Annotated in this window: 15 protein-coding genes and 1 other RNA gene; 5 read left to right on the forward strand and 11 right to left on the reverse strand. The window is 36.3% G+C overall.

All coding sequences use genetic code 11. The features are described 5' to 3' along the window. Positions 1 to 25 precede the first annotated feature (25 nt). The 6 genes from Q763_RS07980 to Q763_RS08005 all read right to left on the reverse strand — a co-directional run bounded on the left by Q763_RS07980 (position 26) and on the right by Q763_RS08005 (position 10,971). Positions 26 to 730: a carboxylesterase family protein gene (locus tag Q763_RS07980; protein WP_035132983.1), complete on the reverse strand. Its 705-nt coding sequence runs from the start codon at positions 728 to 730 to the stop codon at positions 26 to 28. Beyond that, positions 730 to 2,133, reverse strand: coding sequence for a glucoamylase family protein (locus Q763_RS07985; RefSeq protein WP_035133073.1), 1,404 nt, complete (start codon positions 2,131 to 2,133; stop codon positions 730 to 732). Before Q763_RS07985 ends, Q763_RS07980 begins: the two co-directional genes overlap by 1 nt. Positions 2,134 to 2,185: 52 nt before the next feature. After that, positions 2,186 to 3,601 (reverse strand): RagB/SusD family nutrient uptake outer membrane protein, encoded by a 1,416-nt coding sequence (locus tag Q763_RS07990; protein ID WP_052123318.1) that lies wholly within the window; start codon positions 3,599 to 3,601, stop codon positions 2,186 to 2,188. Positions 3,602 to 3,611: 10 nt separating this feature from the next. After that, on the reverse strand, positions 3,612 to 6,698 hold the full coding sequence (locus Q763_RS07995; RefSeq protein WP_035132985.1) for a SusC/RagA family TonB-linked outer membrane protein: 3,087 nt from the start codon (positions 6,696 to 6,698) through the stop codon (positions 3,612 to 3,614). Between the two features lie 241 nt (positions 6,699 to 6,939). Continuing rightward, entirely contained in the window at positions 6,940 to 9,690 is a 2,751-nt protein-coding gene (locus Q763_RS08000) for a histidine kinase (RefSeq protein WP_035132987.1), read from the reverse strand. A gap of 60 nt (positions 9,691 to 9,750) precedes the next feature. Then, on the reverse strand, positions 9,751 to 10,971 hold the full coding sequence (locus Q763_RS08005; RefSeq protein WP_035132988.1) for an NAD(P)-dependent oxidoreductase: 1,221 nt from the start codon (positions 10,969 to 10,971) through the stop codon (positions 9,751 to 9,753). Positions 10,972 to 11,171: 200 nt separating this feature from the next. Here Q763_RS08005 and ssrA point away from each other — a divergent pair. Beyond that, positions 11,172 to 11,572: a transfer-messenger RNA gene (gene ssrA / locus Q763_RS17705) on the forward strand. A gap of 469 nt (positions 11,573 to 12,041) precedes the next feature. Here ssrA and Q763_RS08010 read toward each other — a convergent pair. The 3 genes from Q763_RS08010 to Q763_RS08020 all read right to left on the reverse strand — a co-directional run bounded on the left by Q763_RS08010 (position 12,042) and on the right by Q763_RS08020 (position 14,530). Then, entirely contained in the window at positions 12,042 to 12,707 is a 666-nt protein-coding gene (locus tag Q763_RS08010; RefSeq protein ID WP_232297512.1) for an NUDIX hydrolase, read from the reverse strand. A 139-nt stretch (positions 12,708 to 12,846) separates the two neighbouring features. Continuing rightward, positions 12,847 to 13,521, reverse strand: coding sequence for a bifunctional 4-hydroxy-2-oxoglutarate aldolase/2-dehydro-3-deoxy-phosphogluconate aldolase (locus tag Q763_RS08015; RefSeq protein ID WP_035132993.1), 675 nt, complete (start codon positions 13,519 to 13,521; stop codon positions 12,847 to 12,849). Next, positions 13,508 to 14,530 (reverse strand): sugar kinase, encoded by a 1,023-nt coding sequence (locus Q763_RS08020; RefSeq protein WP_232297510.1) that lies wholly within the window; start codon positions 14,528 to 14,530, stop codon positions 13,508 to 13,510. The genes Q763_RS08015 and Q763_RS08020 overlap by 14 nt, the downstream gene beginning before the upstream one ends. 205 nt (positions 14,531 to 14,735) lie before the next feature. Between Q763_RS08020 and Q763_RS08025 the strand changes: the two genes are divergently transcribed. Genes Q763_RS08025 through Q763_RS08040 form a run of 4 tightly spaced genes read left to right on the forward strand, consistent with a single transcriptional unit; the run spans position 14,736 to position 19,543 of the window. Continuing rightward, positions 14,736 to 15,557, forward strand: coding sequence for an SDR family oxidoreductase (locus tag Q763_RS08025; protein ID WP_035132995.1), 822 nt, complete (start codon positions 14,736 to 14,738; stop codon positions 15,555 to 15,557). A 12-nt stretch (positions 15,558 to 15,569) separates the two neighbouring features. Continuing rightward, positions 15,570 to 16,742, forward strand: a complete 1,173-nt coding sequence (gene uxuA / locus Q763_RS08030; protein ID WP_035132997.1) for a mannonate dehydratase — start codon at positions 15,570 to 15,572, stop codon at positions 16,740 to 16,742. Positions 16,743 to 16,757: 15 nt separating this feature from the next. Continuing rightward, the gene (gene uxaC, locus Q763_RS08035; protein WP_035132999.1) at positions 16,758 to 18,173 is read left to right on the forward strand and encodes a glucuronate isomerase; all 1,416 of its coding nucleotides are present in this window, start codon (positions 16,758 to 16,760) and stop codon (positions 18,171 to 18,173) included. Positions 18,174 to 18,178: 5 nt separating this feature from the next. Continuing rightward, positions 18,179 to 19,543, forward strand: coding sequence for an MFS transporter (locus Q763_RS08040; protein ID WP_035133001.1), 1,365 nt, complete (start codon positions 18,179 to 18,181; stop codon positions 19,541 to 19,543). A gap of 7 nt (positions 19,544 to 19,550) precedes the next feature. Here Q763_RS08040 and Q763_RS08045 read toward each other — a convergent pair whose 3' ends face one another. Both Q763_RS08045 and Q763_RS08050 read right to left on the reverse strand, forming a co-directional pair. Further along, on the reverse strand, positions 19,551 to 20,588 hold the full coding sequence (locus Q763_RS08045) for a LacI family DNA-binding transcriptional regulator (RefSeq protein ID WP_035133002.1): 1,038 nt from the start codon (positions 20,586 to 20,588) through the stop codon (positions 19,551 to 19,553). A 168-nt stretch (positions 20,589 to 20,756) separates the two neighbouring features. Next, on the reverse strand, positions 20,757 to 22,703 hold the full coding sequence (locus Q763_RS08050; protein WP_035133004.1) for a RagB/SusD family nutrient uptake outer membrane protein: 1,947 nt from the start codon (positions 22,701 to 22,703) through the stop codon (positions 20,757 to 20,759). Positions 22,704 to 22,713: the final 10 nt, after the last annotated feature.

A 22,713-nucleotide genomic window follows, 5' to 3' on the forward strand; every position in this document is an offset into this window, starting at 1 on the left:
ATGCTTCTTTTTCACGAATGCATTTTTATTGTTTTTTCTGCTTTAGCATCCATTCATAAATTTCGGGGTTATCATAAACCCTTGTCCAGCTGTCGTGATTGGCATCATCAAAAATGGTAAGTTTAATGTCTTTACAGCAAGGCTTTAGCTTTTTGTAAATAATTTCAGAATAGCTTACATCAACCACATTATCCAGCAGTCCGTGAAATATGCGAATAGGAATGTCTTTCACTTTACAGTTCTCAATCATGGGAACCCTGTCTACAAATCCGGCAATAGGTACAAGTGCAGCAAACATATCAGGATGTGCAAAAGCCAGATTCCAGGCACCCCAGCCTCCCATGCTTAGACCTGTTAAGTAAATTCGGCTACTGTCTATATCATTAGCCTTTTGTATGCTTTTTATAAGCGAATATAGCGCCTCGCTGTTCCAGTATTCCCCTTCAGGGCATTGCGGAGCAAGTACATAGGCATCTAACTCGTGCGTTTTTAAATACTTAAACGGACCATGAACTTTTACTTTCTCAAGATCATTGCCCCTTTCGCCCGAACCGTGAAGAAAAACAATAAGCGGTTTAGCTCCGTTTGTATCTTGCGGTTTATATAATAAATAATCCAGCTGTTTTTCCTGCTTTATTTTAATAGAAAACGAACCCTCTTCCGTCTTTTGGGCAAAAGAAGGCACGTTTATAAATAATGCGATCACAGCTGCTTTAAGTAAGCTCTTCATTAAAATCCGTATTTACCTGAATGAAACCCTAATTTGTTTAACCCTTCCTGAACTTCAGGAGCGTTCATAAACAAATCCCATAGTAATCCTGTACGGTAGTTTTCTATCATTGCTACCATTGGTCCCTGGTCTATAGCCAGGTATCTTTTTGCTGCCCAGTTATCATACTCTGCACTGTGTGCATCATAAAATCCTGCCGGACCCCAAATGGTAGATTTATAGTTCTCATAAAAATTACGCATTGCTGCAATAGACTCTTTAGGTGTATATACTATAGAACTTATTGCTGCAGTAGGAGAAATAACTCCCCTGTCATTACTTGGCATGTGTGCTGTATAGCCTACAGTACCGTCTTCACTACGGGTATATGAAGCTGTAAGCCCCCAGTAGTTTTCGCCATACCCTTTATATCCTTTAGGGTTTTCCACACAATACAAATAGTCAATTTTTGTTTGGTTGTAATTTACATCCCAGTAATTGGCATATTTATCGGTTAGCTTATTAGGATCAAGCCCTACATAAGAATAATGCGCCCAAAATAAAGGTCCGCCAAACTCTTCAGCTCCGTTGTGTTTTAAAATTAAAGGCAGGTCGTATTTTACATTATCTGATTTTATTCCGCCTCCGTTTCTTGCCCAGCACTCATGGTAAACCTCAGGTTTAATAGCATGATCTGGTGAAGATGCGCCTAATACATAAGTAATAAGGCATTCATTATATCCTTCAAGGGCAAAGTTCATTTCCCAGTTATATTCGGGAGACCAGTGCCAAAAAAGTTTATTCTGGTTATTAGTATACCAGTTCCACTCTACACCTTTCCATAGTTTATCAAATTTTTGAGACAGTGCTTTTTCCTCATCAGTACCATCTTTAAAAAATTCTCTAACACAAATAATTCCTTCGCATAAAAAAGCGGTTTCCACAAGGTCACCACCATTGTCTTTTTTCCCGAAAGGCTGTACTTTACCTGTGTTACCGTTCATCCAGTGTGGCCATGCACCATGAAAACGATCGGCTTTATCAAGAAAATCTGCAATTCGGGTAAGCCTTTCAACACCCTGTTCGCGGGTAATATATTCCTGATTGATACCTGAAAGTATTGCCATCAAACCAAAACCGGAACCTCCTGTAGTTACTACATGAGCATCGTTTTGAGGATAATTCCCATCCGGATGGTAACGCTCGCGCGCCAATCCCGAATTAGGCTCGGCATAATCCCAAAAGTATTTAAACGTTTCCTTTTGTACTACATCAACCAGTTGCTCATCTGTTAGCTTTTCTGTAGTTTCTTTTTCTGTAGCGGCTTGTTCCTTCTCTTCTTTAGAACCTCCCCCACAGGCAACAAACAACAAAGCCGGTATGGCTATAACTAAACTTTTAAGACTTGTATTTTTTATTTTCATAGTAAGATATCTTCCCCTCATATTACTATGAGAGGAAGATGTAATTTATTTATTAATAACCAGGATTTTGAACCATTTCAGGAGTTTGTATCAACTGATTGTAAGGTATTGGAAATAACTCATGAGTACCTACAATAAAAGTTTTACCGTTTGCCTGCATTGCAGCCTGAGCCTGACCTGTTCTAACAAGATCAAACCATCTGTCGTGCTCAAAAGCAAGTTCAAGTCTTCTTTCTTTCCATATTGCCTGTCTAAGAGCATCGCCCGAAACTCCTTCTACAGGATCAAGACTAACTCTTTCTCTAACAATGTTTAGGTTTGAAAGTGCTGCACCTGTGTTACCTAATTCATTTGCAGCTTCGGCAGCAATAAGGTAAATTTCACCAAGTCTCAGCACACGGATATTTTTATCACCGTCGCCATCACCGGCATTAGCACTAGAGTACGCTTTTTCATTGTACATTGGGTTTTCAACCGATGCACTTACTTCACGACCGTCAAATAATGTTTCACCTGCAAAAATGATGGTAGCATCTCTACGAATATTATCACCTTCGGCATTAAATGCATCAAGAAGGTTTTGTGACGGAGTATTGAAGCCCCATCCCCAGCCGCTGGTACCACGGGCACCCTGAGTTTGAGAATATTGCTGTACACCATGGGCTACTGATTCACCTCTTGCCTGTACTTCAAATATAGATTCAGTACCATTTTCACTGCTTGCTCTCCAAAGTACTGAATAGTCGGTTTCAAGTCCGTACTCACCTGAAGTGATTACAGTTTGAGCCATATCATAAGCTTCCTGCCATCTTTCCTGATACAGGTATACTTTAGATAATAGTGCCTGAGCAGCACCTTTTGTAGCACGGCCTAAATCGGCAGCTGTATATTCACTTTTTTGTGGCAATCTGTCGATTGCATCCAGTAAATCCTGCTCTATATAATCATAAACTTCCTGCTTAGGTACCCTGTTCACAAGGCTTATGTGTTGTAACGGAACATCGCCCCATCCTCTTACAAGGAAAAAGTAGTTGTAAGCTCTAAGGAATTCAGCCTCACCTATTAGGCGGCTTCTGTGTTCATCTGTTATGCCTTCATAAGTTTCTGTCAGTTCAATAGCTGCTGTAGCACGACCAATGGCTTTGTACCAGTTTGCCCACATAGCACCAAAAGACCCCGAACTACTTGTAAACAGTAACTGATCCAGTTCCTGCTTATCACCTCCCGTATCTGAAGGTGAGCTTCCTTTATCAGCGTTATCAGATAAAATTTCGGTAATTCCAAGGTATGAGAATGCATAATCCCACTCGGTAAGCTGTCCGTAAACACCTATAACTAGTCCGTCTGGGGTAGCCTGATCCGTTGTAAGATTTTCTCTTGAAGGTACATCAAGATAATCTTCACTACAGCCCGCTAAAAAAGCTGCTGCAAAAAACATACAAACTATTTTTCTATATTGTTTTTTCATAATGCCAATTTTATAATGTTAGAGATACTCCAAAAATGAAACTCTTAGTATTAGGATAAGCCGAAAGCTCTATACCTGTAGTTTCTGCCGGTCTACCATTACTGTTAATCTCTGGTGTGAATCCAGAATATTTAGTAATAAGGAACGGGTTTTGAGCAGTACCATAAATTCTGATAGACTCGATACCGTTAAATACCTCGTTGAATGTATATCCTACTGTAATATTGTTGATTCTAAAGTAATCTCCGTCTTCAAGATAGTAGCTTGATGCTCTTGAATCTCTGTTAGCACCCGGTTTAGAGTTTGAAGTACCAGGACCTGTCCAACGTCCGTTAAACATCTCTGTAGAGAAATTCTCACCTCCGTCAATACGTGTACCGTTAAGACCGTTGTAAACCTTGTTACCACCTACACCATAACCATCAACAGAGAAATCAATGTTTTTGTAGTTAAACCCTACGTTAATACCATAAGTGAATGTAGGTATGTATGAACCGAAATTCTTTTTATCTGCATCGTCAATTTTACCATCACCATTTTGGTCAACATATTTTAACTGACCCGGCTGTGCTCCGGCAATGTGCGGATTAGCATCAATCTCATCCTGAGTTTGCCATACACCATTTGCCTCATACATCCACCAGGAGTAAATAGGTTGTCCTTCTGTAAGTCTTTTAGTTATCTGACCGTTAGCTAAGCTACCACCTGTGTAACCATCATAAGCCGGTTTAATGTTTTGAACTGTGTTTTTGTTATTAGCAAATGTACCACCTATAAAGTAGCTAAAGTCATCACCAATAGTATCTCTCCAGTTAAGGCCAATTTCAAAACCTTCGTTTAATATATCACACGCCTCATCATAGAAAGAACTACCAAAAGGAGAGTTAAGTACAGGGTTAATTAATAAATTAGCACCATCTGTAAGCCTGTGGTAATAATCAAAACTACCTGTTAATCTTCTGTCAAGCACCTCAAAATCAATACCTGCATTCCATTCTTTTGTAGTTTCCCATGATATTGGGAAAGCAGGAGAACTATAATAGCCACCAAAAGCAAGATCCTGGTTTGGTCCGAATACATAGTTATATGAACCACTACCATTTCCGGTTGTAAGAGTTTGAAGGTTAAAAGGAACAGCTGCATTACCAAGCTCACCATAACCACCTCTTACTTTAAGGAAATTAATAAAATTAACATCGCTTAGGAAGCCTTCTTTTGAAAGCACCCATCCGGCAGAAAACGAAGGGAATGTACCCCAATACTTTTCATTTTGTTTAAATGTACTATTACCGTCTCTTCTTATATTACCTGTAAGAAAATACTTTCCGTCGTAATTATACTCAATACGCCCAAAATAAGATAACATATGAACAGGTGTACTATAATATTGAGTAGTTTCAGCTGTATAAGCAGTTGAACTACGTATATTCCAAAACTGCTCTTCATAAGGAACATTCCAGTCTTTCACTCTTATAGTGTAAACATCATTTCTTTTATCTTTTGTAATACCTCCAATTACTGTGAAGTTGTTATTCCCAAAAGACTTGTTTACTGTAAAGAAAGTATCCCAGTTATAACGGAAACTTTCAACGTTTTCATACTGTAATGAGTTGTTAGCCCATGTTACAGATTCAGGGTTATTTTCCTGATTATCTAAAAACTGCTGCTCCGTTCTTGTAGGATCAGCGGTTAACCAACGACCTTTAATATCGTCAAATATTCTTGTTTTAGCAAAACTCTTAGTAAGTCCCAATCTTGAATTAACTTTTAGCCAGCTTGTAACCTTAAGTTCAGCATCAAACATACCCTGTAGGTAATCAATATTAGTTTCCTCATTTTGATAATAAACATTTGCTAACGGGTTACCTATAGAGTTTAATCTACCTATACTCTCGCCATCACCTGCTTCATAACCTACAACACCTGTTGTAGTGTTATAAAACGACTGACCAAAAGCACCATTTGCATAATGAGTAGGTACTATAGGAGCCTGTCTGTAAGCATCATTAAACGCGCTAAAAGGTTTAGGGTTTGTTTTAGTGTGTGTGTAAGTAAGATTTTGACTTAACTTAAGTTTGTTATCAAGCAGTTTAAATGAAGTATTTGAACGTAATGTGTTTCTTGCAATTTTTTGCCTGTCAAGAATACCATCTTCAGCATAATTATTATAGCTAAAGTAATAATCAGCATTATCACTACCTCCAGAGATAGCAACGTTATTGATTGTAGTTTTACCTAAATCAGTAGTTTCATCTAACCAATCAGTATCATACGGTTGGTTTTCCTGTAAAAATCCCGAAGTTCTACCCTGGAAAGTAAGGTTTTCATTAAAGTAGGTTACATATTGGCTGGCATTAGCCATTTCTACTTTATTAAGTAATGATTTTACTGCATATGATGAATTTGCAGTAATGTTCATTTTACCTGATTTACCTTTTTTAGTAGTAATAAGGATTACACCATTTGCTGCATTAGATCCATAAATCGCTGCAGATGAAGCATCTTTTAATATATCCATGGTAAGTATATCACCAGGGTTAATATTATCTATACTTCCTACAACAATACCATCTACTACATATAGAGGTGTACTACCACCTACAGCAGTACCTAATCCCCTTACTCTTACCGTTGGAGAAGCTCCCGGAGCATCATTATTAATAATATTAACACCGGCAACTTTACCCTGTATAGATCCCATAGCGTTATACTGTGGCTGCTTAGCAAACTGCTCAGCTTTAACAGTACCTACAGCACCGGTTAAGTCAGATCTTTTAGTGGTACCGTAACCCACTACAACCACCTCGTCAAGAACAGAGTCTGAGCTTGGTTTCATAGCCACACTCATATTATTAGTAGCATTTACAGTTAGGTTATCATAGCCTAACATTGAGAAAGTAATAGGCTCTCCCTCTTTAGCCTCGATGATAAATTTACCATCTAAATCAGCTGTGGTGCTTGTGTTAGATTGTGTAGCCACAATATAAACATCAGGAATCGGTAGTCCGCTTTCATCGACAACCGTTCCTGTTATTTCCTGTGCATAGGTTATGTAACCACCCAGCATAAGAAACAGCCCAAGAATAAAGTTTTTCATAAATCGATTATGTTAAAGTTAGTTGAGACTAAATTACCAACTATAACGATGTAGTGTTAGCTTTTTAAGTATATCTTAACTACATCATACTACAAAAAAATCAATTTAAAACACTATAAAACAAATAGTTAAAAAGAAACAAAGTACATCAACAAAACTGTTAATGATGTAGTATTGATGAGTTATAATATGATAAAACAGATCCTTTAAAATTAGATTTTAGATAAAAAAAGCGCCTTAATTATAGATTAATCATAAACCTATAGAGACTTTCCTCCTTATCTATGTCCAGTTTTTTCCTCAAACGGTAACGATGTAGTTCTACCCCACGATAGGAAATATTCATTAGCGGAGCAATTTCCTTTGATGATAAATTCATCTTTAAGTAGATGGAAAGCTTAATATCTTTTGGAGTAAGTGAAGGATACAAATGAGACAATTTATCTACAAATTCTTCGTGGCTTTTAAAAAGGTTTTTCTCAAAACTTTGCCACTCATTTTTACTAAGTGAACTCGTTTTTATAATTTTCCTGATTTTGGATTTCAAATCATCCCCCTCTGCTTTGCTTTCCAAAACTTCCTGAATGCTTTCAATCATTTCACTGTGCTTCGCTATAGATAATGATTTCCCCGCAACTTCAGATGCTTTATTTTGCACCTCCATTTCAAGCATATGTTTTTCGTGCTCCTGCTGTCTAAGCTTATTTTCGGCATCCATCTCTACCTCCAGTATTTCCTTTTGGTGTTTCAGTTCCTCTTCGTGTAGTCTTATTTTTTGCAGGTAGCGCACTTTATTCCATCTGTAGTATAAAAAGAATACGGTAGACACTACAATAATATAAACTAAAATCATCCAACCCGAAAAATACCACGGACGGGCAACTATAAAATCAAAAGAAGCTGTTTCAACATATTCCCTACCATTATTATAGTATACCTTGAAATCCTGACTGCCGCTACTAAGGTTATTAAGGATTACACTCCCGTTTTTAACAGGAATATAATCACCCGAGTCATTAAGCCTGTAAAATAAGTCTGGTTTGCTGTAACCATAATAATCGGCCACCACATTTATCTCTACAGGTAAATTGTATTTTACTTTAGCTCCAGATGCTAGAAGCTTATCATTATAAAAACTCTCCAATAATACTGTTGCCGATTTTTTATTGGTATAGGCATCATTAAAAGTCAGGAATCCGTCATCAAGATTAATGAATAATTTTCCTGCATCCTTAAATACACGTGTATCTTCCATTATCAGTTTACCCTCATAGTATTTTTCAGGTAATAATTGCCATACGAACCTTTCGGCTTCACGTGTTATTAAATATAAAAGTCTGTCTTTTATAACTAAAAATCTGTTGTCATCAATCGCCGAAACATCTGATATATCTCTAAAAGAGGCATTGAATACTGCACTCTGTTCCAGTTTTGCAGTTATACTATTATAGGTATACCAGGTATTATCTATATAAAAGAGTATCTCATCCCTAAAGCTGAATATCTTTACTGCATAGTCATTATTAATATTATTTTCTTTAGAAATATCGGCAAAACGAATTGTATTAAAATCCGAATCATAAGTTATACGGTATAGCCCCCTGTAATTATCGGCAGCCCAAATTTCACCAGGCTTATTTTGAGCCATATTTTTTAGCGGCTTGCTAAGACTGTCTATACGTTTATAATGAGAAAGATTATCAATATCCCTGTAAACTGCTAACCCGGCATAATTAGCCTGAAAGTAGGCATTGTCGTAATCACTTTTTATAAAACGCCAACCACCGTTTATAGGGCTTTTTTTGATGAAAGATGTTCCGTTATACACAAACGTACCTCCGTTATGACCTATAATATACTCATCACCATGCCTGTAAATGTCCCAAACCTGATCCTGCGAGCCCGGTATAGCCCTTAAGTTATTATTTTTATACTCAAATAATCCGTGATTTGTTGCAAAAAGATAATAATCGCCGGAAGCCGAAAGCGAATATACCGACCCTAGTACTCCCGAATTGTCCTGAAAAACTGATATAGGTGAGTTTACCTCAATGTGAGCAATACCATTATCCAGTCCAAGCCATAAATCATTTTCTCTGTCAAGCGTTATACTAAGTACGGCGTTATTTTTTAAAGTATTTTGCCTGTTAATATTATAATACTCTCCTGTATTTACATTAACCACATAAATTCCTTTAAGGGCAGTACCTATAGCCAGCCTGTTATCATCAATAAACTTAGCACATAAAATTACATTTTGTTTTAAAAGATTGTTTAACGGAGAGTCCCATGCAGCAATACCATTTTCATTTCCTGTAAATACTCCCTTATTCTTAGTAAATACATATATTTTACCCGAAGCCTTATTAAGCCCCATACCATGAATAACGTTAAGGTTTAACTCTGGCCAGTTTTCAAGGTGTACAAACTGCTCCCCTTCCATTCTGTACACTCCGTTTTGCACAGAAGCAACATAAACCGTATCATTTAAAACATAACAGTAAGAAACTAACGACGGAAACTTAAGCCTCTCAATGGTCTTTCCGTCGCTTACATACAAAGCATTAAATGACTGAAAGTATAGCTTATCATTGTGTTTGAATATTTTCCAAATTTCCTCATTATCCCAGCCACCGGCAAAAACATCTTTCCCTTTAGACAGGGATACATACTTCATTTTTCCATCTACCCTTTGCCAGTAACCAAATTCACGGTATGAACCACAATAAATCCTGTCGCCATCGGGGTAAATAGAGCGTATAATAGTTTTATTAGGCAGTGAATATTTTTCCCATTTTACACCATTATACCGCAAAAAGTAATGATTGTTTGCAAAATAAAGGGCATTATCATCTCCCTGGCAACTACTCCACACCTGATTATCTCCGTTATAGTCTGACTTTGTAAAGTTCTCTACAAAAGGAAGTAAGTCCTGGGCGGCAAGTTTAATTGTAGTAAATAATAATAGGGTAAGCAGTACTCTTACTTTCATTATGAGGATTGTTTAGCTTACCAAATTTAGCAAACAAATATGTTATAAAAAAAATGCCCCTTAATTATGGGGCACTTCGTTATTCTCATTTATAAAGTCTTCAAGATATTTAAACCTATCTGTCAGGCTCCCGTTGTGGGTTATAAGTGCCCTTTGCAGCACCCCATTAGCATCATTATTAAAGAAAGATGGAATTACATGCTCAAGGAACATATGCCCAAAACCTTCGCTTGCGTCTTTTGGTAATTCGCATGGCAAATTATCTACCGCCATAACAGTTATGGCACTTGGGTGAAATAAATCGACTTCCTTACTCTCTGAGGGAAGGTAACCATAAAACGGATTTGCAATAGTAGATGAGCGTATGGTACAGGCTACAGGACCATCTATATCACAGGAAATATCGGCAACTACTTTAATTTTGTTGTCCTTATCTGTAAGCATAGCATTAGTTAATATCGCCGGAGCTCCGTTACCATAAAAATGACCTGCTATAAAAATATCAGCCACTTTAGCATATTTCCCAAAGTCTGACTCATACTTGTCGGGGTTTACATAGAAATCCTCCTTAGTAATCTCTTTACCGTCTTTCCTCTTATTATAATCGGTCACATCAAGCTGTGTATACACAGGTTCTGTATAGGTTTTTGTAAGGAAATTTTCGGGCGATACCTCTTTTATCCTAACAGCATCAAGTATAGCCTTAGCCCCCTTACCCACTTTACCTTTACCGGTAAGAACTATTTTGACAGGAGGTAATGCTAGCCTTTTAAGCTTTGTTATCAGTGCCTGTTTATCTGTTAATGTTTCGGCTTTTGGCAAATCAAAAAGTTCATATTTAACACCAAAAGCTCTAAAACAATTGTAAGCTCCTACTATACCTGCATATTCACCAAAACCTATAAGCCTTTTGTTATTAGCATCAACAATAGTTTCATGGTCATATAAATCAATATGCTTATTAATAATAGCCTGTAGTAGCTTTTTATTATACTGTTGTTTTTTGATTGTATGCGAAAAGAAAAAATATTTTTTGCCCGGTATAAGTGCATCAACCGGAACTTCTTTAACACCTAATAATATATCACAGTCGGTCAAATCGTCACTCAATTCAAAACCAAGGGCTTTGTACTCCTCATCTTTAAACACCCTTATATCAGATGGTTCCACCTTAATTTCCGCATGCGGAAACTGTTCCTGCAGCTCTACCAGCTCCTGAGGTGAAAAAACTACTCTTCTGTCTGGTGGAGACTTCCTTTCTCTTATTATCCCGATTTTCATGATGGCTCTTTTAACAATGAATTATGTTACTATACTATCCACGAAAACGTTTTTCATGAAATAATATAACTTTACATCCTAAACAGTGCTCAAATATAACAAAAATAGAATGTAAGGACAATGGACTTATTAAAATAAAATTCGTTAAATTTGCAATCTGTTTGGTATTGTTTTTGACAGTATTAATACAGAAACTTACTGGGGTCGACTGGTTTTGACAGCAGGTCGAATTGAACAGTAAGCACGCCGAGAAGGAGACGATTCTCGTTAATCCCAAGTCTCAACTTTTTATAAACGGCGAAGAAAACTACGCTCTTGCTGCTTAATCTGAATTATAGTAAGATTTTAAGCCTCGTTCCTACTAGGTAGGAAGGCGGGATTCTCCTGAAAAGCCCTGGTTTATGGCGTTTCGTATAGGAGAACCGTAAAAATAGACCTGGAGACCTTTTTGCTTCGCGAAGGTTTCGAGATTTAAGAAGCTAAGTGGTTTGTGGCAGTTTCCGGCCTTGCAGACTATCGAAAATCCAAGCGGAAACTAAGCGTGTAGAAAGCTCTTTAATTGCTTGTTTGGACCCGGGTTCGATTCCCGGCGATTCCACAAAAGCCTTTTGCTAATAGCAAAAGGCTTTTTTTTATATGAGTAATAAAACCAAATTAATTTTAGAGAGTTACAAATTTTATGACTTACAAAAGAGCGCCATTGATAATTCTCGTGTTCGATTTCCTGTTAGCATAAGATCAAATGTTAATTAGAAAATTTACAAATCTTATAATTCACTTCGACTTAGAATTAAGTTTAATGAGATTTTACCAAACTATCTGCACTTATTAGTTCTTCGGCAATGATCTTTTTTGTTATGAGATGATGTACTTATATTCTTCAGAAAAATTTGTATTTTCAGACTCCTCTGTAATACATACTGTCAAACTGATGAATAATACTGGTTCAGTACCAATACAAAGGAAATTCGTACCTATATTATTTCTAAAAACAGAATGTAATACTGTATCAGACAGTACTAAATAGGCTTAAAAATTCATAAGAATGGAATAGTATTTAACATAATAAACTAAATCTCAAAGTTAAATCCCTTTTCTGTTAGTTTATCATATATCTTTTGGTCAAACTCATATAATTTGGCTGCCCTATGCGAAACTTTCTTTTGTTTTTCGTTAAGTTCAACAAGTAGTTTCATTTTAAGTATCTTCCTTCTGAAATTGGATTTATCCATCTCAACACCTAAAATTTCTTCGTACAAGCGCATTAGTTCCAAAAGAGTAAATTTATCTGGTAAAAGGTTAAAACCTATAGGAGCCTGCCTTACGCGGTTACGTAGACAATCTATGCTGTAATCAAGTATGGTGTTATGGTCATAAATCAGGTTTGGTATTTCATTTATCTTATACCATTTTGCATCGGAAGCAGTAAAACCGGGCTGAATAGTATAATCATCACGCATTATTAATGCAAAGTAACCTATGGTTATTACCCTACCTAAAGGAAAACGATCTGGCTTACCAAACGCTTTCAGCTGTTCCAAATAAACATTATTAAGACCTGTCAGATCAGCAAGAAGCCGCTTAGCGGCATTATCAATACTTTCCTTTTCTCTTATCCATCCTCCTGGCAAACCCCACTCCCCTTTACGTATACCTACACCATGTTGAACAAGAAGTACTTCAAGTCCGTTTTTATTAAACCCAAATATTACACAGTCAATTGTAATGGAGTTCATTACTGATCTTTCTGTGGCCTTTCCTGACTCTTTATTAATTTTTTTTTCCACTTTGTAAATCATTTAAGGTGTTATAGCTGAGTATTCACAAGAGGCTTTTGAATATTGCCAAATAAATAACAAAGTTTATATAGCTGAATTAATAGTTATTATCCCTTATTTGGTTTATTACAGTTTTAACCGAAATAGCAGTTTCCGTCAATGAATTGTAGTCTTTGTTTGTAATTATATTTTTAGTTATCAGTTTACTCCCTAATCCTACAGCCGATACACCGCTTTTAAACCATGAAGTAATATTCTCCTGATTAGTTTCGACACCTCCTGTCACTATAAAATCAATATCATTAAAAAGAGGTCGTATTGCCTCAACAAATGCTGGTCCCAGCACATTTCCGGGAAACAGCTTTATAGTAGTACATCCGGCAGCTACGGCAAGGTGAATTTCCCTTGGAGTCATACATCCCGGAAGGTACGGGATCTTTGCTTTTACTGCGGCTGTATTAACTGTTTCATCAAAAAAAGGGCTTACTAAAAAATCAGCTCCAAGCTCAATGAATAAACGGGCTTCATCGGCATTGATTACTGTACCAACACCAATAAGAAGTTCCGGCATTGAACTATCACGTTCCTTTATAATAGCCTGCAGATTTTTTATGGCATTTTCGCCTCTATTAGTGAACTCTATTATTGAAACATTCGCTTTAAATAAAGCATTTGTAACTGCAATACAAACTTCTGTATCGTCATGATAAAACAAGGGAAGCAGTCCCTCACTTTTTATACGATTATATATAACTTTTTTATCTCGCATCATTTAAAATTCTTTTAATCTGCTCAACTGATTGTTTTGTTGCATCGCCGGGTTCAGCAAGTTTACCTACTGCTGCTGCTGCTGCAAAATTAATTATGTCCTGAGAAGGAAGATTATTATATATACCGTAAATAAGCCCTGCCATAAAACAGTCACCACTGCCTACACTGTCTGTAACTGTTATGTTTTCAAAAATATTTGAGGCAAAAAAAGTATTTTCCTTTTGGAGTACACCAAAATAAGACTCTTCTAACCTATAGGTAAGAGCAATTGTACAAACCTTTTCATATTTTTCCTGTATTTTTTCTATACTTATTAATGCTGCTTCCTTCAATTCACTGTGAGAAACATTTTTACTATCAGAAAGAGGTGCAGATATCCCTAAAAGACTCTCAACAGCCCAAATATTTCCCATTATTACGTTACAATTACGAACTAAATCAGGCATTATTACATCAGGCAATTCGCCATACTTCCATAATTTATTTCTGTAATTGAGGTCTACTGATATTGTTATACCTTTTGCAGATGCAGCAGTAACAGCTTCTTTACAGATAAGGGCAATATTTTTATTAAGAGCAGGGCTAATAGCACTAAAATGAAACCAGGTACAGTCTTCAAAAACTTTATCCCAATCAATCATACCAGGTGTTAATTGTGAAAAGGATGAGAAATCCCTGTCGTATACTACTCCATTATTTTTAACTTCGGTTCCATAAGGCAGGTAATATACTCCCAATCTATTCCCTGAATAAAAAACTTTATCAGTATTAATTCCTCTTTGTTTAATCTGATTACTTATATCCTTTCCAATATAATTTTCGGGTAAGGTTGTAAGATAATTTACAGGAATTCCCCATAATGCCAGTGCAGTTGCAACATTGAGCTCTGCCCCACCTATATAATAAGGAATAGACGAATCTGAAACCCAGCTGTCTTTTAACGCAAAGCGAAGTAATACTTCTCCAAAGCAGAATATCTTATGGTTTTGTAAAAGAGTTATTTCATCCAAGTTTTTACAATATTTTTATTAAGGCAACTATTTTATTAAGTTTAGCCTTCTCTTCAAAAATAAAATATTTAAAACAGCTATACTTACAGAAGCTGTCTAAACTTACGAATACGTTTTAGCTGAAATATTTGTAATAAATAACCTTTCTTGAATTTTAAGGGTAATATTGAATATTGAAAAAAGATTATAAACCAATATTTTATCTATGGATATTTTAGACTCTTTTTCCTTAAAGGATAAAGTTATAGTCGTAACAGGTGGAACCGGTGTTTTGGGTGAATCATTTATACAGGCAATTGCACAGGCCGGAGGAAAAATAGCTGTTTTGGGGCGTAATAAAGAAAAGGCTGATGCAAGAGTAAAACTGGCTGCTAAATATGGGGCAGAAGCTATTGCAATAATAGCTGATGTGCTTAATGAAACTGATGTTATAAAGGCCAGAGATATTATATTAACTCACTTTGGAACAATTGATGGTTTAGTAAATGCTGCAGGGGGTAATATTCCGGGAGCAACTTTTGAGCCAAATCAAAATTTTTTTGATTCAAAAGTGTCAGACACCATAAGAGCTATAGAGCTGAATCTTTATGGCACTATAATCCCTACTCACGTTTTTGGAGAAATAATAGCTAAAAAAGGTAAAGGCTCAATCATCAATATTTCCTCCCTTGCAGCCAGTAGATCTATTACGCGTGTTTTAGGTTATACTGTAGCAAAACATGGTATAGACGGCTATACTAAATGGATGGCTACAGAACTGTCACTTCGTTACGGTGATAAAGTGCGTGTTAATGCTATCGCACCCGGTGTATTTCTTACCGAACAAAACCGTACCCTTTTAACAAACGCAGACGGAAGCTTTACACCACGTGCAAAGAAATTTGTTGATAATACTCCTTATTCGCGACTTGGTAATCCTAAAGAACTACAGGGCACCCTAGTCTATTTATTAAGTGATGCTTCCGCATTTGTAAATGGTGAAACAATTTTTGTTGATGGAGGCTTTAATGCATGGTGTGGTGTATAATTATATTGATTTATGAATAGTTATAAAAATAAACTAGAACAAACCTGGAGGTGGTATGGACCCGATGACACTGTTAGTCTTCAGGATATAAAACAGGCTGGAGCTACCGGAATAGTATCTGCACTGCATCATATTCCGCATGGTGAGATTTGGACTGTAGAAGAAATTCAAAAAAGAAAAAAACAGATTGAGGATGCAGGCTTAACCTGGTCTGTAATAGAAAGTGTCCCTGTTCATGAAGCCATAAAAACACGTGGTAAAGATGCAGAAATCTATATGTCTAATTACAAAGCATCACTAAAAAACCTAAGTGCCTGTGGCTTAAAAACTGTCTGCTATAATTTTATGCCGGTTTTAGACTGGACCCGCACAAAACTGGACTTTGAACTCAATAATGGTGCAAAAGCTCTTTACTTCGAATGGGCCTCAGTAGCTTATTTTGACATTTACCTTCTTAAAAGAAAAGATGCAGAAAAAGACTATTCTGACGCTGTTTTACAGCAGGTAAAAAAAATAAAAGATACAATTACTATACAGGAAAGTAACACCTTAAAGGATATTATCCTTATGGGAGTACCTGGAGAAAGCAGTACTACTCTTGAGAGTTTACAGCAAAGTATAGAAACCTATCAGTCAATTGGTCATAAAGGATTAAGGCAAAACCTTATTTATTTTCTCAAATCAATTGCTGATGTCTGCAAAGAGGAGGCAATAAAAATGACAATCCATCCTGACGACCCTCCCTACCCTATATTGGGGCTACCAAGAATTGTAAGTAATAAAGAAGACCTTGAATATATAATTAATGAGGTTAAAGACGATTTTAATGGTATATGTTTTTGCACCGGTTCATTAGGTGCAGGTGCTCATAATAACATTCCTCAAATATTTGAGGCCATAAAACAAAGGGTATATTTTATACATTTAAGAAATGTAAAAAAGGATAAGTCAGGTAATTTTTATGAAGCAGATCATTTAGACGGTGATGTCAATATGTATGAAGTTATGAAAGCTATCGTAAAAGAAAATAATAACCGTTCTATCCCTATTCCTTTTAGGCCCGATCACGGACATCAGATACTTGATGACCTTAAAAAAACATCACACCCCGGATATTCGGCCATTGGAAGGCTCAAAGGGTTGGCAGAACTACGGGGCCTGGAACTTGGAATTATGGGACAATAATCTTAAAATTACACTATGTCATTCTTTTTAAAAGATAATTTCATTCTTGAATCTGATATTGCAGAGCAGTTATACTTTAATTATGCTCAAAATAAACCTATAATAGATTATCATTCTCATCTATCTCCCTCGGCTATTGCTAATGATATAAATTTTGAAAATATAACCCAAGCATGGCTAAAAGGTGATCATTATAAATGGAGAGCCATGAGAGCCTTGGGTATTGAAGAAGAATATATAACCGGTGCTGCCTCTGATTATGAAAAATTCTCAAAATGGGCACAAACAGTGCCTCATACCTTAAGAAACCCGTTATTTCACTGGACACATATGGAACTTAAAAACACCTTTGGTATAACGGAACTTTTAAATCAGGACACTTCCCGAAAAATTTATGATACAACTTCCGAAAAACTTCAATCACAGTCCTTTTCAGCAAAAGGATTACTAAGTAATTTCAATGTGGAAATGGTTGGTACTACAGATGACCCTATTGATTCTCTTGAAGATCATCTTAAAATACGTCATGATAATTCAAAAGTCAAAGTACTGCCTACTTTTCGTCCGGACAAAATATTTAATATTGATTACGGAAATAAATTCAGAAACTATGTACAGAAGTTAGGAGAGCTTACCAATATTACAATAACAGATTTGGAATCCTTACTGCAGGCATTTAAAGTAAGGGTTGATTATTTTGATAAAGCAGGATGTGTATCTTCAGATCATGGATTAAGTGCCATACCTCATAAAGGAAAGTCTGGTAAATCTGATATTGAGAAAATATTTAAGGAGGTTTTAAATGGTAATGACAGTAAAGCTCCTGAAATAAAAGAAAGTTTTACCTATTTCATGTTGGTTGAGTTTTGTAAAATGTACCACCAAAGAGGATGGGTACAGCAATTTCATTTAGGAGCCTTAAGAAATAGTAATGCATATAAAGTTTCCGTTTTAGGCCGTGATACCGGTTTTGATTCAGTAGGAGATTACAAGCAGGCTGAAACATTGTCCCTATTACTAAATGAATTGGAAACTAACAATAAATTATCTAAAACCATATTATACAATCTTAATCCGGCTGACAATACACTATTTGCGACAATGACAGGAAACTTTCAGGGCGAAGGTATCAGGGGGAAAATTCAATACGGATCAGGTTGGTGGTTTTTGGACCAGCTTGACGGAATGACAAATCAAATAAACGCACTCTCTAATCAGGGCCTGATAAGTACTTTCATCGGGATGCTTACTGATTCAAGAAGTTTTCTTTCCTATTCACGCCATGAATATTTCAGGAGACTGTTATGTAACCTTTTTGCCGAGGATATGAGAAAAGGCTATCTGCCTAATGATATTATCTGGATAGGATCTGTAATTTCCGACATCTGTTACTACAATGCAAAAAAATACTTTAACCTTAACCAAAGTTAATATAGATGGATAAAACAAAACTCATAAACAATATTGGTAATTATCGCTGGACAATTTGTACACTGCTCTTTTTTGGTACAACCATAAACTATCTGGACAGGCAGGTACTAAGCTTATTGCATCCTATTCTTGAGGAAGAATTAAAATGGACCAATACTGATTATGGGTTGATTACTGCCGTCTTTCAACTTACTTATGGGTTGTTTACCCTATTCTCAGGTCGGCTTATTGATAAAATAGGTACAAAAAAAGGATATGCCATAGCTTTAATAATCTGGTCTATAGGAGCCATATTACATGCTTTTGCTATTCCCATAGGAAAGGGTACTTCAGATCTTTTAGGAATATTAGGTATCACGGGGATTTCTGTTTCGGTTGCTGGCTTCATCATAGCAAGGGCAATTCTTGCAATTGGTGAATCAGCTAATTTCCCTGCTGCTATTAAAGCAACTGCAGAATATTTCCCTAAAAAAGAACGGTCGTTAGCAACAGGTATATTTAACTCCGGGTCAAACATAGGGGCTATTCTGGCACCACTTACTGTGCCCTGGATTGCTTATCACTTAGGTTGGGAGAGTTCATTTATCATAATAGGATCTTTAGGTTTTGTATGGCTTGTTTTCTGGTGGATCTATTATGATGATCCTTCAAAACAAAAAAGATTAACTGCTGAGGAATATGAATATATAACAGAGGGTAATGAAGTTAATGATATAGCTCCTGAAGAGATAAAGGAAACTAAAACTTCATGGTTTAAATTATTGGCTTTTAAGGAAACATGGGCCTTTACATTGGGTAAATTTTTTACAGACGGAGTATGGTGGTTTCTGCTTTTTTGGCTTCCCTCCTATCTCACTTCACAATTCGGGTTAAAAAACACCGATATTACTCTGCCATTGGCTGTATTATACAGCATGACCATGGTAGGTAGTATTTGTGGCGGATGGTTTCCTTTATACTTCATTAAAAGAGGGTACGATACTGCACCTGCAAGACGAAAGGCAATGTTTTTTATAGCTCTTATACCGTTGGTTGTGTTATTAGTTCAGCCGTTAGGCGAAATAACATTCTGGATTCCGGTACTTTTAATAGGAACATGTGCTTCTGCGCATCAGGCATGGTCTGCAAACCTATACTCTACAGTATCTGATATGTTTCCCAAGTATGCAATAGCCAGCGTAATAGGCATAGGAACCATGGCCGGAAGTATAGGAGGAGCTTTAACATCTTTTCTTGTAGGTAGGCTTTTTGACGTCTATAAAGCTACGGGCGACCTAACTTCGGGCTACACAATAGTGTTCGGTTTTTGTGCAGTAGCCTATTTGTTTGCCTGGTTTATAATGAAACTTTTGGTGCCTAAACTAAAATAAATACTAATTACAGGGTTGTAGATTTTCTTATATTTATAGAGGTTTCAAGTAATATAGTTTCATATAATGATGTCCTTTTTGTATTTGATTCACACTCTATAAGCTCAATAAGTTTTTTAAGCGCTAAATACCCCATGTCTTTTGCCGGCTGCCTTATTGCAGAAAGCGAAGGATTAAGGGAAAAAGCAATATCAGTATTTGCAAAACCTATTACTGCAATTTCTTCGGGTACTTTTATTTTTAATTTTGCCAAAATACCCAAGCTTCTGGTAGTAATAACATCTGTGGCACCAAATATGGCATTAGGGGCTATATTTTGTTCAATTAACCCCAGTATGGAATTACTTATTTTGGCATCCATTTCATCAGTGTTTTCGAGACTACAAAAAACCATGTACCTCGTATTAATTGGTATATCTAAATTCTTTAACGCCTTTTTAAACCCCTGAATTCTTTGATTATTATCACCAAATTTATCTCCGGTTATAAATAATATTCTTTTTCGGTTAATATCTATAAGATGCTGGGTAGCCTCCAGTGCGCCCTTGTATTCATTTACTCCAATCTTAGTTGTTTTAATTTCAGGATTTAACCTGTCAAACAAAACAACCGGACAGTGCTTTTCATTAATAAGATTAATATAATCAGAATTAGAAGTTTCGCTAACAGGAGACAATAAAATACCATCAACTCCTTTAGAGATCAAAGAGTCTAAGCACGCTTTTTCATTCGCTACATTTTCATAACTCTGCATTATAATAATATCACAGCCCACCTCGTTAGAAGCCTTGTGAATGCCATCTAATACCTGAGCCAGAAAAGTACTGCTGAAAAAAGAGTTTACAATTACACCTATTGAGTTAGTATGCCCTATTTTAAGACTCTTTGCCAGTCTGTTTGGCCGGTAATTATGCTGATTAGCATAATCAATTATTATTTTTCTTGTTTCAGCGCTTATTTCATAGCTATTATTTAAAGCTTTTGAAATGGTTGAAACAGAAAAATTAAGTGCTTTTGCTATATCTTTTATTGTAATATTAGCCATTTATAATTGTATTGATTAATTGGTAAAGCAATTATAATAATTTTCAATAAAATATTGATTAATTAACCATTTATAGGAATAAATTATAACATTTTTTTTATCGATATAAAAAATTAAACCTGCAACAGTAGCTGTCACAGGTTTAAACTCAACTTAACACAAACTAATTTAATTATATCCCGGATTTTGATAATCTTGTGTATTCCCTACCATAGCATCAAGCTGTCCCTGAGGAATTGGTCGTAAATAAAGGTAAGGTTCTATATTACGCTGAATTGTTTGTGGTGTGTGATCACCAGTATCTGAACCACAAATAGTATAGGTTGAAGCTAACTCATTCCATTTTTGTGTACGTACAAGATCGAACCAACGATAACCTTCCCCATAAAATTCACGTGAACGCTCGGCAAGAATATAGTTAATATCAATATTTGTTGGTGTAGCAGCTACCATTGCCGCGCTATTGTCTTCATTTTTAACCATATTACCATTGTTATCCCAACGCCACATACCTGCACGGGCGCGAATAACATTTATCAAATCATAAGCTGTTTTACCTCCCTGTGGTGATGCACCTTTTACATTTGCCTCTGCTGCTATAAAATACAGTTCGGAGAATTTTGCTATATTGAAAGGACGTGTACTGGCCGCATTAGGCTGCCCTAAACCACTTCCATTATCAGTACGGTAAGTCCCCAGTTTCCATAACCCCGGATAAGTAAGCCTGCTTATACCCTGTGGTGATATTACATAGTCTGCCCTGCCAGGTAAGACCCCTGCACCAATATTACTTTTATATGTAGAGTTCGAATAATCAATTAACTCTGTAGGTTCTTCATTCAGAAAGGTTAATATGGCATCACCGGGATAAACCTCCATGTTATTAGCATTATATAAAAATTCATTAGTTACTCCGCCTTTCTGCCAGTTACCACGATAAACAGTTGTAAAAGTGCCGTCATATCGTGAGTCATTTGTTTTATCTGCAAATGTATTTGTAATTACTTCAATAGTAGGACACATACGTGTCCAAGGACGTCCAAGAGGCTGTGAAGCTTCTCGTTGTACCGAGCTTATAAGGGTTTCTTGAGTTTGATCGGCAGCACTTCTAATATTGGTATAGTTCCAGGTCATCATCCATCCTGCAAAATTATCAGGTGCTGTACCATTACTGTAAGTTAGACTTGCTCCATTATAAAATTCACTAGCCTCAGTATGATCTGCATATAGGAGTATCTCATTATTACGGTCGTTAGAACCTAAATTAACATCATAATAGGTTTGCTGTAAAGCAAATGGTCCCGGATTATCTATAGCCTCTACAGCAATATCATAAGCCTGCTGATAATACCATTGTGCACTCTGCCCATCAGGATCTACTCTGGAAGTATCAGGATAGGTTGGAATATTGTTAGGATTTTCAAGCCACCATGCGTAAGTTAAGTATGCTTTTGCCAAATAAAGGCGCGCAACTGTTTTGGTAACTCCGCCAGTAACGCGTCCTGCTTCCGGTAAATCATTAATAGCTGTTAATAAATCAGGAAATATTACTTTAGTATATACTTCGGGAACTGTATTACGAACAGATGTTCTTACCGGATTTGTATTAAACTTTAGCTCTCCGGTACCTAAATCTAACGGAACGCCGCCAAATGTTTGTACCAGCATAAAATAATCAAAAGCACGAAAGAATCTTGCTTCGGATATAAGTGCCTCTGGTATTGTACCTACTTCAGTGGCATTTTCTATTATACCATTTGCTGTATTAATATTAGGAAAAGCAGCACCCCACAAAACATCGGCACGACTGGTAACACTAGTTACCTGCCCAACCCCCGAAAGATCCATATCTTTAAAGTTTGCATCAGCACTTTGGGCATAGGTTACTTCATCAGTCCCCGTAAGACAACTATTATAGTAATAAGCCTGTCCGTATATATATCTTAAATGAGCATACATTGATGTTAATCCTCCATAAACCCCTTCTTCTGTCTTAAAATAATCAGGGGTATAAATACTACGTGGCTGTTCCTCTAAAATTTCATCACTACATCCCACAAACATTATAGTTGTAAAAAGTGTAGCTGCTATAGTTTTTATTTTTAAATTTTTCATAATAGTTTTT

Origin of the sequence: Flavobacterium beibuense F44-8 (assembly GCF_000769915.1) — a bacterium.
Lineage (GTDB): Bacteria > Bacteroidota > Bacteroidia > Flavobacteriales > Flavobacteriaceae > Flavobacterium > Flavobacterium beibuense.